A 12,764-nucleotide genomic window follows, 5' to 3' on the forward strand; every position below is an offset into this window, starting at 1 on the left:
AATGTTGGCTTTGGTCAGCGGAGGCGTTGCCAGCGGAAAGTCTGAAATAGCAGAAAACTTAGCTGTCAGTTTGAATAAAGGAAAAATGGCCTATATTGCAACAATGGCTGCCTCAGATGAAGAGTGCTGCAACCGGGTGGTCAAGCACCGTCGAATGCGGGACGGCAAAGGATTCGATACCTTTGAGTTTTCTTACGGACTTTTCGATAAGATCCCTGTTCTCAGCGGCTGCCATACCGCTTTACTCGAGTGCATGGGCAACCTGATTGCCAACGAAATGTATCTGCAGGAGCGCAGCCCGCAGGATACCATTGACTGTATCATCAATGATATCCGGTTGCTATCGGTGACCGTACCGAACACGGTTATCGTAACCAGTACGATATTTGAGGATTTCAAAACCTATGATGATTTTACAGCCGGCTATATCCGTGTACTGGCTGAAATAAATTCAGCAATTGCCGCTGCTGCAGATGTAGTGATCGAATCAGTCTGCACGATCCCGCTTATCCATAAAGGAATGAAGGAGCTTTCCGGTTATGAAAATCTTGTTTGAATCGTTTGTTGCCGCCTTTTCGATGTTCTCTAAAATTCCGATGCCTCAAATCGACTGGAACGAGAAGAACATGCGTTATTCTTTTATCTTCTTTCCTGGAGTCGGGGCTGTCATTGCCTTTGTTATCTGTCTCTTGTTTTTATTGTTGCAATATTTCGGGTTCAGTCCCGTCTTTTTTGCTGCTGCAGCTGTATTTATTAACGTCATGATCACTGGCGGAATTCACCTTGACGGTTATTGTGACACGACAGATGCCTTGAATTCCCATAAGGACCAAGAGGAAAAGCTTCGAATCCTTAAGGATCCTAATGTTGGAGCGTTCGCGCTCATCTATACGTCAGTTGTCCTGCTGCTGCAGTTTGCGGCGTGGTATGAGACGTATCTGACACCTGACTTTTTCTTTCTCGTTCTTGTTTCGTTTATCCTGTCACGATCGATGGCCGCTTTGGCAGTCGTCTGCTTTCCGTGTGTCAGAAATACAGGACTTGCTTCAATCTTTGCAGGTTATGCCTCGAAGAAAACGGTAAGAACCATCATTTGCTTGATCGCTTTATTATGTGTTGCGGCAATGCTGTACGTGAGTGTGATTGTCGGAAGCATTGCAGTTTTATTTATTGTGCTGTCTTTTTACTTATTTTACCTGATGGCCCAAAAGTATTTTGGGGGTATAACCGGTGATCTGGCAGGCTTTTATATTGTGGTAAGTGAAACAGGAATACTCCTAATTTCAGTAATAGCAGGAGGCGTTATGCTATGATTTTGGTGATCGGAGGCGGCAGTCAGGGGAAATTGGAATTTGTCAGGAGCAGATGGGATATCGCTTCGGCAAACATTACGGACGGAGGGACTTGCAGCTTCGAAGAGGCTTTTCAGCGTCCGGTGCTTGACCATCTGCATCTGCTGATCAGACGTTTGCAGGGAGCCGACCTTGATGCACGGAAATTTATCGCTGACGGAATCGAGCAGCACCCCGACATGATTCTGATTTGTGATGAATTAAGCTCAGCTGTGGTGCCGGTTTTGAAAGATGACCGGGAAATGCAGGAAACGACCGGGAGGATCCTTTGTGCAGCCGCCCAGAAAGCGGCTAAGGTCTATCGCGTCTTCTGCTCCATTCCTGTTCTGATTAAAGGTGAAGAGCATGAATAAGTTCCTTTACCTGATCCGGCATGCCAAGACTGAGGGCAACTTGAGAAGCAGGTATATCGGAATTACGGATGAGCCTTTATCTGAACAGGGGATCTTCGAACTCCGCGAGCATATTGCTGCCGGCCGCTATACGGCAGTTGAACATGTTTTTGTCAGTCCGATGCTCCGCTGCCTTCAGACCAAGGAGCTGATTTATCCGAATGTCCCTTACAGTATAATTCCTGAACTTGCGGAATGCAGCTTCGGTATATTTGAGAACAAATCGTATGAACAGCTGAAGGACCTTGCCGAGTACCAAAGCTGGATTGACAGCGGCGGGAAACAACAAATCCCAGGGGGAGATCAGCCGGAAATGTTTAAGTCCCGCTGCCTGGAGGGTTTTAGCCGCGTTATTCAGAAAGTAGATGAAGCCGGAATAGAACAGGCCGGACTGATTATTCACGGCGGTACGATCATGATGCTGCTTGAGGCATTTTCTCCGGAAATATTTGATTTTTACCATTGGCAGATAAAGAACGGCGAAGGCTATCAACTGACCATTGATCAGGATCTATGGGCCGAAAACAGAAAGCTGGCGGCGATAGCGAAGATTTAGAGGATAAGGATATAAAGGTCCGAATTTGATCACCCGCTTGTTTTTTGGTGAATGACGAAATGATAAAGAAGTTGGTATTGAATGATTACACTTTATGCTTTAATTACAGGTTATATTTTGGATTTAATTTTTGGTGATCCTTCCTGGCTGCCTCATCCGGTTCGCTGGATCGGTTCGCTGATTGCCGGAGGAGATAAATATCTGCACCGGATTAGTTGCAGGACGGACCGAAGCCAGTATTGGTGCGGGGTACTGCTGACTGCTTTCATTGTCACGATAACATTTCTCGTGCCGTTAGGCCTGCTGTATTTGCTCAAAAGCATCAGTCCGCTGCTAGGGTTTATTGTCGAGGCCTTAATGTGTTATCAGATTCTGGCTACCAAGTCGCTGAAAGCTGAGAGCATGAAGGTATATGATGCTCTGCAGAAGAACGATATTATGGAAGCGCGTTATCAATTATCGTGGATTGTCGGACGGGACACGGAGAACCTGAACAGCTCCCAGGTAGCGAAAGGCGCTGTGGAAACCGTGGCTGAAAATCTTTCCGACGGCGTCATCGCCCCGATGATTTTCATTCTGGTTGGCGGAGCCCCTTTGGGCTTTTTGTATAAAGCAGTCAATACCCTGGACTCGATGATTGGCTATAAAAATGACAAATATCTTTATTTTGGCCGGTTTGCTGCCAAACTGGATGATGTCGTAAATTATCTGCCGGCGAGAATTTCTGCCTATTTGATGCTCCTGGCAGTTTTTCTGACCCGTTATGATTTTAAAAACGCTTTGAGAATCTACCGGCGTGACCGTCATAATCATACCAGTCCGAATTCCGCCCACACTGAAGCCGTCTGTGCCGGAGCCCTGAATATTCAGCTTGCCGGAAGCAATTCTTACTTTGGCAAGCTGGTGGTCAAGCCAACGATCGGTGATCCGATCCGGGAGATCGAGGCTGAAGATATCCGCCGCGCCAACAAGCTGATGGTTGCGACGTCGCTTGTCGGCCTGATTCTTGGGTCCGCTGTCAGAGCGCTTATCGTGCAATTCGGATGATAGTATTTTTGTTTAGCAGGGGTATATGAATGCGACTGCTGTTACGTCAATCTGTAAGCGGTAAAATGTTCTTTGGGGCAGGTCTGTGAGTCACAATACCGCTTTTCGGCTATTGTGCCCTCCGTGGCACGTCGCTCCTTGCCATCCATGGCACCGCGACATTAGGCCATCCGTGGCCGTCAAAAAGCCGCGCTCCGCCTCGTGCTCCGCTTAGCGCGGAACTGTGACTCACAGACTGATCTTCAGGATGGGAGACTTTAGCGGCTCAAGAAGCACTATCAAGTTTAATAAGCAGGTTTACTTTGCCTTCTGTAACTAGCTTCTTTATGACTTGCTCCTTGTACCAGTACCTTCTAAGCATTGTTACTTCTGACGCAACGCTCTACATCGTGCTTCACATGGCGGCAATTAGGATATTAGACTTGTGCTTGCCAATAAAGTGAGGAATACCGGCTGAGACAGTATAAAGGGGCTTAATGTATTTGCTATCTTTCCTGAACTTTCTACAAAACTTCCTACAGATTAGCGTCTATTCGTAACCGACCTGACAAGCGGAACATGGATGTGGAGCGCGGCTATTTGCGCCATGGATGGCGCAATAGCCGAAAAGGCGGTTACGAAGAGGCGCCAACCGCAGAAAAGAATCTATAGATTAGAACCTACATATTCACCCCAAGAATAATCCCAAACTTTAAACATGCTTAGGCTACAAATACTACAGAGACAGGTGAGAGCAGATGTATCAATATATCCACGGCGGAGACATTTATTCGGTAAAAAAACTGACGGGCAGGCAGGAAATTCTTGATTTTTCTTCCAACGTCAATCCACTTGGGCTGCCGGAGTCTGTGAAAGAAGCCGTGATCCGGTCGCTTGATGAATGTACGAACTATCCTGACCCGTTTTGCCGGGATCTTGTTGCGGCTCTGGCTAACTATGAGTATACGGATCCTGAATATATTCTTGCCGCCAATGGGGCTGCAGAGATTATTTTCAGACTTGCGCTGGCTTTGAAACCGAAAAAGGCGCTGATCTTTGCTCCGACGTTTGCAGACTATGAAAAAGCGCTGCATACGGTGGATTGCTCGGTAGAATATTATTTTTTACGGCCAGAGCACGATTTTTCAGCTCGTGAGGACCTGCTGGATCAAATAAGCCCAGGCCTGGACCTCATGATCATCTGTAACCCTAATAATCCTACCGGCCAATTGTGTTCACGTGCATTTTTGCAAAAGGTGCTTGCCAAGAGCCAGGAGATCGGTGCAATTGTGATGATTGATGAATGCTTTATGGACTTCGTCGAAGATAAAGAACAATTTTCTGTGCAAAACTGTATTGAACAGTATAAAAATCTTGTTATTCTGAAAGCTTTTACCAAGATATTTGCGATGCCGGGTTTTAGACTTGGCTACGCTTTGACATCCAACAAAAAATTGCTCGAACAAATGAGGTCCGCCGGTCAGGACTGGAGTGTTTCAACGCCGGCCCAAATGGCTGGCATCGCTGCTTTGAAAGAAACAGTCTATCTGCAGCAAACGAAGCAGCTGATTCAAACAGAAAGAAGATTTCTGATTGATTCGTTATTGGGCCTTGGTCTCCAGATCATCGGCTCCAGAGCAAACTACATATTTTTCCGGACTCAGCGTACAGACCTAACTGAAAAGCTGATCAAGAGAGGGATTATGGTACGTCCATGCTCCAACTATGTCAATTTGAATGATGAATACTTCAGGGTTGCTGTAAAAAGCCGCGAAGATAATTTAAAACTCAGCGCCGCACTCAGGGATGTGATATGTGATGAAAGCAGTCATGGTCATTGTTGACGGACTTGCGGATGAAAAAATTGAAGAATTAGGCTGGCAAACCACGTTTGAGGCTGCCCGTCATCCTGAACTTGACCAAATTGCCGCCGGAGGTTATACCGGCTGGTTTAGTTCCTGCCCGCAGGGTTACCTGCCGGAAAGCATGCCGTGTATCCTCAATCTTTTAGGTATTGAGCCTGCTTATTTTCCACAAAGCAGGGCATCACTTGAACTGCTTGCCAACGGCTACTGCCTGGAACAGGATGAAGTCGTTCTGCGCTGCAATCTTGCCGCCCTTGACAGTCACGGAATACTAAGCTCTTTTAACGGCGGGAACTTGACCGGTCCGGATATGGAGGAAGCAGCGAAGATAGCGGCCGATATCGATCCAAATATCAAGGTGCTGCATTTATCCGGATATAGGAACCTGATCATTGTCAAAAAGCATTACTTTCAAACGCTGGATTGTAAGACTTATCCGCCGCATGAATTTTTGGGCGGTGATTCAGATGCTTTATTAGCGGACATCTGCGCGTCAGCCCCAATACTACAAAAATTTGTTTCTGAGGGAAAAGACAGGTTAAAACACCTAAGCAGCCAAGAACAGCAATTGATGTTTTATCCGTGGGGAATATCCGGGAAAAGCTGTTTACCTGCGTTTGCAGAATTGTATAGCAAAAAGGCAGCGGCAGTCTGCGGTGCAGAAATTGCCAAAGGGATTGCTTTGGCCTTGAAAATGGATGTTCCTGAACTAGAAGAAGCAACTGGAGACACGGATACAGATCTGGCCCTTAAGGCTCAAACAGCCTGCCGCCTGTTGTCCGGTCATGATTTTGTGCTTGTGCATATCAATGGAGCAGATGAAGCCGCTCACCGGCATGATTATCGGGAAAAAATTGAATTTATTGAGAGAATTGACCGGGAGTTTTTTGCCTTTCTGCGTCAGAACCTGGCAAATGAAACCAGGATCCTTGTCTGTGCCGATCATGCTACCAGCCCTGTCAGCGGCAAGCATTCGGCCTTGGACGTTCCGTATATTCTCCGAAAAGCCGGGGAGACCTTTCCGCCGGGGGATTTAGAAGCGAATAAGGCCTTGAAGTATCTGATTTCAGAGTAAATAATAACAGAACAAACAGGAAAGCGGGTGTCACACGATGGCCAAATCAATCATGGTTCAGGGAACAATGTCTAATGCCGGGAAAAGCTTGTTCACGGCAGGTCTGTGCCGTGTTTTTAAACAGGCAGGTTATAAGGTAGCGCCCTTCAAATCCCAGAACATGGCGTTGAACTCCTATATTACCAAAGAAGGGCTGGAGATGGGCAGAGCACAGGTTGTCCAGGCAGAAGCTGCCGGGCAGGAACCCAGTGTCCTGATGAATCCAATCCTTCTGAAACCGACGAATGATCAGGGATCGCAGGTCATTGTCAACGGTGAAGTGTTGGGTAATATGAATGCAGCAGACTATTTTAAATATAAGACCAGGCTCATTCCAAACATTATGAAGTCCTACCAGACGCTTGACCAGAAAAATGACGTTATTGTCATCGAAGGAGCAGGCAGTCCCGCAGAGATTAACTTGCAGGAGGATGATATCGTCAATATGGGGATGGCTAAAATGGCTAAAGCTCCTGTCCTGCTTGTTGCTGACATTGACAGGGGCGGCGTTTTTGCATCTATTTACGGCACGGTGATGCTCTTAAGTGAAGATGAAAGGGAAATGATCAAAGGAATTGTGATCAATAAATTTCGCGGAGATGTAGAAATTCTGAAGCCCGGGCTGCGGATGATCGAAGAAAAAGTCAATATTCCGGTCATCGGTGTCGTTCCATATCTGAATATCGACATTGAAGATGAAGACAGTTTATCCGAAAGAATTGCTGTGGACAAAACAGTGCAAGCAGTAGATATTGCAGTGATCCGGCTGCCAAGGATGTCCAATTTTACTGATTTTAACGTTTTTGAACTGATTCCCGGAGTTTCCCTGCGCTATGTAAAATCCATGGCTGAGCTGAAGAATCCGGATATGATCATCCTGCCAGGGACGAAAAATACGATGGCTGACTTGTTGTGGCTGCGTCAGAGTGGTCTGGAAGCAAAGATTAAAAAGCAGGCTACTGACGGGGAAACAATCGTATTTGGCGTATGCGGAGGCTACCAAATGCTTGGAGAAATGTTGGAAGATCCTTTTAGCGTAGAAGAGGGCGGAAGTCTCACGGGAATGGGTCTGCTGGATATGAAAACAATATTCTCCAAACAGAAGACCAGGACGCAGGTGGAAGGCCGGTTCAGTCAGCTTGATGGTGTTCTTTCCGGATTATCCTCGATCCGTTTTCACGGTTATGAAATTCATATGGGCGTGACAGAAACAGGGGATACCGAGCCTCTGACGCATATCGACATAGAGTCAGGCCTTCAGGTGCAAAAGACGGAAGGCGCCCGAAAGCGGAATGTTATGGGTAGCTATGTTCATGGAATATTTGATGAAGAAGGGGTCTCTATAGCGATTGCCGAATGTCTGTTGAATAAAAAGGGGTTGGATTCAACCAGCCTCAAACGGTTAAGCTATAAACAATATAAAGAGCAGCAGTACGACCGATTAGCTGATGAAATTCGGAAACACGTCGACATGGCTGCAATCATGAATATTTTGGAGGCAGGTGTATAATTGATGAAAAAGGGTCTTATCCATATTTACTGCGGGGACGGCAAAGGAAAGACGACCGCTTCTCTCGGTCTGGCAGTCAGGTGTGCAGGCAGAGGGCGTAGGGTATTAATTGTTCAGTTCTTAAAAAGCCAGGATACAGGAGAACTGCACACCCTGGAGAAAATTCCGGGGATAATGTTTTTGCGCGGCGAAGAGTCCTTCGGTTTCTATAATCAGGAAACAAATGAGCAGAAGGAGCAACGCAGGATCATTTATAATAAGATCCTGCAGCAGGCGATTTCAGCGTGCTGTGAAGGTCAGGTCGATTTGCTGATTCTTGATGAAGCAGTAGCCTCCTATAATTATGACCTTATTGACCGTTCGCTTCTGCTTGAATTTTTGCGTACGAAACCTGAAGGGCTTGAGGTTGTGATGACCGGACGGGGGCCTGCGGAAGAACTGCTTGATCTTGCAGACTATGTCTCTGAGGTCAAGAAAATTAAACATCCTTATGATAAGGGGATCAAAGCGCGCCTCGGCATTGAGCGGTAATATTTTACAGCCTTGATTTCATCTTGACAAAAATCCGGTCCCCCCTTTATACTAAAATCAGAAAATATAATACATGATGGTTAAAAACATACAGTGTTACCTTTTGCTGACAGGTCAGGTTGGAATTCGGGGCACAGGTCAGAGGGATGTATGGGATGTTGCCGGACGGATTCAAAGCCACCTTCAGGGTTGGCTTTATTTATTCAGATCAGTTTCCCGCAAAATTTCTCAGTTTTCCGTTACGATTCGTGTTTGAGGTCCATCGATTTCCAGTTAACGTTCAGGTTCACAAGTATGTTGTTTCGGTAGATCAGTTTGTTACCTTGACCTTAGGTTTTCACCAGGCTCCATTTCTAGACTCCGTTATCCGGGTGATTCTCAAGAAAGGCGTAGAGAAAGTAGCGTAAGTTCCATTTGTGATTCCATGTATTTGGGTTAAAGTAGGTGACTCGAGTAAAATTATCTGTTTGTGTCCATGAGGAATTTTGCGGGTTATACACTTAAGGCCTCTTCGCATTAATGCGAAGAGGCCGTTAATTTGTGTGCCAGTATTATGGCAGTTTTAATTAAATAGCCATTCTGTAAGTACTGTACTCGGCGGTATTATTCCTGTGCAGACGGATTGTTCATAAAATTGTCATCTTTCTGCCATAGAACCAACACAGGAGCCGTATAGAATACATAGCAAGATAAGAAATGATTCGTATTAGAAATTTATACGAATACATAACGGTTAGGTGAGGGTTGAATGAGCAGCAAATTAGTGACAAAGATTGTATTGGATATTGCGATGAGCATACTTTTTGTGTTCCTGTTGGATGCTTTTGGAACTGGATTAACTTTTCATGAGATTGCAGGGTTATTTATTTTTGCTCTTTTTAGTATCCATATTCTGTTAAACTGGTCCTGGGTAAAAAATACAACGTTGAATCTACTGCAAAGCAAGCTTAAAAATCGGACCGCAGTTTCCGTGAAGATGAAATATGCTTTAAACCTTGCAATCTTCATCAGTATTTCGATTATCGTGATTACGGGAGTTCTGATATCGAAGGTTTTGTTTCCTTCGGATACGACTCATGGTGAATGGATCTATCTGGTCCATAAATGGACATCGTACATCTGTCTGGGCTTCTTGATCACGCATCTGGTGATTCATGCCAGCTATTTTGTGAAATCAGTCGGCAGGATCATCATAAACCTGAAAGAGCGTAATGTCAGAAAAACATTGGTTCGCCTTGGTGCGGCGTGCCTACTGGTCGTCATGTTGTATACCCGAGTTCTTTCAACAGTTTCGGCAAGCGATGAGAATCAATTAGGCAAAATTACAGAGACCCAGATTACGACATCACCAAGTACATCCCAAAACAGGACTGACTCCCCAACGGAAAGTCAATATAATGAAAACATAACCTATTCGGAGGGTTCAGTATCTGACAATGATGATTCAGAAGACGCTGATACTATTGTTTCGGCAAATGATGCCGCTACGGATGCAACTGTTGGGGATACCACCGGTCCGGAAGAAAAAATCAGTCTTGATGAATACTTGTCCCAGCTGCACTGTAACGGTTGCCATAAAAACTGCTCTCTTTTGTATCCGCAATGCGATAAGGCTCAAGGTGAAATAAGGGCAGCAGAACAGGACTATCAGGAACTTTACGGGATATAAGCGAACAATAACGCTGTAAGGACGGCAGCAAATGCATAACATTTACCTACGATGCTGAAAACAGCAGATTTTGATAAATTTTACTGGCCATCGTTTAGAAAAGATTATGGAATTTTCCTGGCGTTCTTTTAAACAAAAATAAGGAAGACTAAGCAAAACTAAGTAAAAACGAAACAAAACAACCGAGCTTATGATATGCTCCCTTCGTAGTAGACAGTTAAAATAATAAAACTGTTTCTATGAAGGGAGCATATTTTTTATGGGACGGAAAACAAAAGTTCCAATAGGGGAAAAATTGAGAGCAATCGAAGATTATCTTTCTGGCAAAAGAGGGACATCTCAAATCTGTTACGAATTACAAATTCATAAGAGCTCCTTTCAAGCCTGGCTTCGCAAATATCAAATAGAAGGAAAACAAGGACTACAGACTTTAAGAGCTAATAAATGTTATCCTGATACAATAAAATTGCAGGCAGTTACAGATTATAATAATGGTGAAGGCTCTCTTAACCAGATAAGCAGTAAATATTGTATTTCGAGTCACGGGCTTCTTCTAAGTTGGGTAAATAAGTATAATGGTCATGAAACATTTAAAACTTACAATGCACTGGGAGATAGATTTATGACCAAAGGAAGAAAAACTACTTACGAGGAAAGAACAGAGATTGTTGCCTTCTGTGTTGAAAACAATGACAATTACCAGATTACTTCTGACCGATTTCAAGTTTCCTATCAACAGGTTTATACATGGGTGAAAAAGTACAAAGATCAGGGGTATGAAGCGCTGCTTGACCGCCGTGGCATACGTAAAAACACTGAAGAATTGAGTGAGACAGAAAAGCTCGCTGCACAATTAAAGCTTGTTGAGGCTGAGAATAAACATTTAAAAATGGAGATTGATTTCTTAAAAAAATTGGACGAGGTGGAAAGGAGGCGGTAAGCAACCGAGTACGCCAAGAACACAAATATCTAGCGATAAAAGAACTTCATGAAGAAGAGCAATATACCATAGCAGAATTATGTAATTTTGCTGATATCGCACGCTCTTCATACTATAAATGGATTAATCGGCCGGAAAGTGAAACAGACAGAAGGAATACACTGATACTGGAAGAGATGATTCGGCTATACACAGAAGTTCATGGTATTTACGGATACCGGCGCATGACGATGAATATCAACAGGATCATGAGCCAACAGTACAATCACAAACGCATATATCGATTGATGAAATCTGTCAATATAAAGTCTGTCATTCGCAAGAAGCGGAAGAACTATATCCCAAGTACACCTCAGATAACCGCTGAAAATATACTGAACAGGAACTTCCATGCAGATAAGCCGAATCAAAAATGGTTGACTGATGTCACGGAATTCAAACTCACAAATGGGCTGAAAGCTTATCTGAGTGCGATACTGGATCTGGGAGACAGAAGAATTGTTTCTTATGTCCTCGGGCGTTCCAATAACAATCAGCTCGTCTTTGAAACCTTTGACCTAGCAGTAGCCGCCAATCCAGATGCAAAGCCACTATTCCATAGCGATCGAGGCTTTCAATATACCAATAGACAGTTCAAAAATAAGATTGATAGCGTTTGTGGTACGCAAAGTATGTCCCGTGTCAGTAGATGTATTGATAATGGCCCTATGGAAGGCTTTTGGGGAATCATCAAATCTGAGATGTACTATTTGCAGAAGTTCCATACCTATGAGGAATTAGAACTAGCGATTGATCAATACATTGATTTCTATAACACGAGAAGATTACAGAAAAAACTAAAAGGCCTGACTCCGATAGAGTATCGAAATCAGACCTTAGCAGCATAAAGTTTTTAGTTTTTTTGGGTGTCTACTTGACAGGGGGCAGTTCATTAATCCGGTTGTTTTTTTGTCGTGCGCCATGCATGGAGCGTAACTAAGCGGTGAAAGTCTACTATGGGGGCTGGCAGTTGCCAAATATCAGCCCAGAGCAAGAGTGTCCAATGTGAGGTGGAATCTGAGGGAAGCGTGATGAGCAAACGGATACATATTCGGAATATGGCCGCATAGAATAAGAGTATTGCAGTATAAATGAACTCATGTTTAATATTGACAACTGGATTTCGGCCGCGATATACTGAAAATAAGAATAATGAATGGGTGTTTATTTATGCAAGTACCAAAAGAAGAGATTAAAAAAAGAATTATCGAGGCTGCGGAAGAGGAGTTTCTAGTCTCAGGCTACCGTCATTCCTCAATGCGGAGTATTGCGCAGCAAGCCGGGATTACTGTAGGGAATATTTACTCCTATTTTTCAGGTAAGGATGACCTGCTCGATAATATCCTTCAGTCAACTATAGAGCAGCTACGAAAGCTGGTATTCATTGACATATGCGATAAAAGCAGCCTGTCGATGCAAAGCATCACCTATATCACAGAAGTGATAACCAAGGTGTTTCTGGATAACAGAACGCAGTTTTTAATCCTAATGAAAAGTGTCGAGGGCTCCAAATACGAAAATATAAAGGTGGAACTGATTGAGCTTGTCAAGCAGCGTCTGGAGAACGATTTGTTCCTAAGCAGTTCCAAGCCTGGAAGTGATATGCTGCTTGCCGACTCCTTGGCCTTGGCGCTTATTGAAGGAATCATTAATATTTTTAATAAGTATGGCGGAGATGAAGTGCGTCTTGCCAATCTATTGAACAAATTTCTTTTATTGATTATCGGGGATATCCAAAAGAGACTTTAAAATGAAACGGTAAAGGATGAT

General features: G+C 44.2%; 14 protein-coding genes. All 14 read left to right on the plus strand.

The window, feature by feature from the left end:
- Position 1 precedes the first annotated feature (1 nt).
- The 14 genes from AB3489_RS07035 to AB3489_RS07100 all read left to right on the plus strand — a co-directional run bounded on the left by AB3489_RS07035 (position 2) and on the right by AB3489_RS07100 (position 12,743).
- Positions 2 to 556, plus strand: a complete 555-nt coding sequence (locus AB3489_RS07035) for a bifunctional adenosylcobinamide kinase/adenosylcobinamide-phosphate guanylyltransferase (RefSeq protein ID WP_368294480.1) — start codon at positions 2 to 4, stop codon at positions 554 to 556.
- Entirely contained in the window at positions 540 to 1,313 is a 774-nt protein-coding gene (gene cobS, locus AB3489_RS07040) for an adenosylcobinamide-GDP ribazoletransferase (RefSeq protein WP_368294481.1), read from the plus strand. The genes AB3489_RS07035 and cobS overlap by 17 nt, the downstream gene beginning before the upstream one ends.
- The gene (locus tag AB3489_RS07045) at positions 1,310 to 1,705 is read left to right on the plus strand and encodes a hypothetical protein (RefSeq protein WP_019226061.1); all 396 of its coding nucleotides are present in this window, start codon (positions 1,310 to 1,312) and stop codon (positions 1,703 to 1,705) included. The genes cobS and AB3489_RS07045 overlap by 4 nt, the downstream gene beginning before the upstream one ends.
- A complete protein-coding gene (locus tag AB3489_RS07050; protein WP_368294482.1) occupies positions 1,698 to 2,300 on the plus strand; it encodes a histidine phosphatase family protein in 603 nt (200 codons plus the stop codon). Before AB3489_RS07045 ends, AB3489_RS07050 begins: the two co-directional genes overlap by 8 nt.
- 81 nt (positions 2,301 to 2,381) lie before the next feature.
- Positions 2,382 to 3,347, plus strand: coding sequence for an adenosylcobinamide-phosphate synthase CbiB (gene cbiB / locus AB3489_RS07055; protein WP_368294483.1), 966 nt, complete (start codon positions 2,382 to 2,384; stop codon positions 3,345 to 3,347).
- A 737-nt stretch (positions 3,348 to 4,084) separates the two neighbouring features.
- Entirely contained in the window at positions 4,085 to 5,170 is a 1,086-nt protein-coding gene (gene cobD, locus AB3489_RS07060) for a threonine-phosphate decarboxylase CobD (protein WP_368294484.1), read from the plus strand.
- The gene (locus AB3489_RS07065) at positions 5,145 to 6,266 is read left to right on the plus strand and encodes an alkaline phosphatase family protein (RefSeq protein WP_368294485.1); all 1,122 of its coding nucleotides are present in this window, start codon (positions 5,145 to 5,147) and stop codon (positions 6,264 to 6,266) included. The genes cobD and AB3489_RS07065 overlap by 26 nt, the downstream gene beginning before the upstream one ends.
- A 37-nt stretch (positions 6,267 to 6,303) precedes the next feature.
- Entirely contained in the window at positions 6,304 to 7,815 is a 1,512-nt protein-coding gene (locus AB3489_RS07070; RefSeq protein ID WP_368294486.1) for a cobyric acid synthase, read from the plus strand.
- Entirely contained in the window at positions 7,816 to 8,346 is a 531-nt protein-coding gene (locus AB3489_RS07075; RefSeq protein WP_368294487.1) for a cob(I)yrinic acid a,c-diamide adenosyltransferase, read from the plus strand.
- A 119-nt stretch (positions 8,347 to 8,465) separates the two neighbouring features.
- Positions 8,466 to 8,753 (plus strand): hypothetical protein, encoded by a 288-nt coding sequence (locus tag AB3489_RS07080; RefSeq protein ID WP_368294488.1) that lies wholly within the window; start codon positions 8,466 to 8,468, stop codon positions 8,751 to 8,753.
- A gap of 341 nt (positions 8,754 to 9,094) precedes the next feature.
- On the plus strand, positions 9,095 to 10,015 hold the full coding sequence (locus tag AB3489_RS07085; RefSeq protein WP_368294489.1) for a ferric reductase-like transmembrane domain-containing protein: 921 nt from the start codon (positions 9,095 to 9,097) through the stop codon (positions 10,013 to 10,015).
- A gap of 259 nt (positions 10,016 to 10,274) precedes the next feature.
- On the plus strand, positions 10,275 to 10,955 hold the full coding sequence (locus tag AB3489_RS07090; protein WP_287896137.1) for a helix-turn-helix domain-containing protein: 681 nt from the start codon (positions 10,275 to 10,277) through the stop codon (positions 10,953 to 10,955).
- A 35-nt stretch (positions 10,956 to 10,990) separates the two neighbouring features.
- Positions 10,991 to 11,842, plus strand: a complete 852-nt coding sequence (locus tag AB3489_RS07095) for an IS3 family transposase (protein WP_287896169.1) — start codon at positions 10,991 to 10,993, stop codon at positions 11,840 to 11,842.
- Positions 11,843 to 12,164: 322 nt separating this feature from the next.
- Entirely contained in the window at positions 12,165 to 12,743 is a 579-nt protein-coding gene (locus AB3489_RS07100) for a TetR/AcrR family transcriptional regulator (protein WP_015042807.1), read from the plus strand.
- The last annotated feature ends 21 nt before the right edge of the window (positions 12,744 to 12,764 follow it).

The sequence above is a fragment of the Dehalobacter sp. TBBPA1 genome (assembly GCF_040931655.1).
Classification (GTDB): Bacteria; Bacillota; Desulfitobacteriia; order Desulfitobacteriales; family Syntrophobotulaceae; genus Dehalobacter; species Dehalobacter restrictus.

Excerpts from the sequence above, each read along its gene's own strand:
- AB3489_RS07035 (WP_368294480.1), top strand. The coding sequence starts at position 2 with ATGTTGGCTTTGGTCAGCGGAGGCGTTGCCAGCGGAAAGTCTGAAATA.
- AB3489_RS07050 (WP_368294482.1), top strand. The coding sequence starts at position 1,698 with ATGAATAAGTTCCTTTACCTGATCCGGCATGCCAAGACTGAGGGCAAC.
- AB3489_RS07045 (WP_019226061.1), top strand. The coding sequence starts at position 1,310 with ATGATTTTGGTGATCGGAGGCGGCAGTCAGGGGAAATTGGAATTTGTC.
- AB3489_RS07100 (WP_015042807.1), top strand. The coding sequence starts at position 12,165 with ATGCAAGTACCAAAAGAAGAGATTAAAAAAAGAATTATCGAGGCTGCG.
- AB3489_RS07070 (WP_368294486.1), top strand. The coding sequence starts at position 6,304 with ATGGCCAAATCAATCATGGTTCAGGGAACAATGTCTAATGCCGGGAAA.
- cobS (WP_368294481.1), top strand. The coding sequence starts at position 540 with ATGAAAATCTTGTTTGAATCGTTTGTTGCCGCCTTTTCGATGTTCTCT.
- AB3489_RS07065 (WP_368294485.1), top strand. The coding sequence starts at position 5,145 with ATGAAAGCAGTCATGGTCATTGTTGACGGACTTGCGGATGAAAAAATT.
- cobD (WP_368294484.1), top strand. The coding sequence starts at position 4,085 with ATGTATCAATATATCCACGGCGGAGACATTTATTCGGTAAAAAAACTG.
- AB3489_RS07085 (WP_368294489.1), top strand. The coding sequence starts at position 9,095 with ATGAGCAGCAAATTAGTGACAAAGATTGTATTGGATATTGCGATGAGC.
- cbiB (WP_368294483.1), top strand. The coding sequence starts at position 2,382 with ATGATTACACTTTATGCTTTAATTACAGGTTATATTTTGGATTTAATT.
- AB3489_RS07090 (WP_287896137.1), top strand. The coding sequence starts at position 10,275 with ATGGGACGGAAAACAAAAGTTCCAATAGGGGAAAAATTGAGAGCAATC.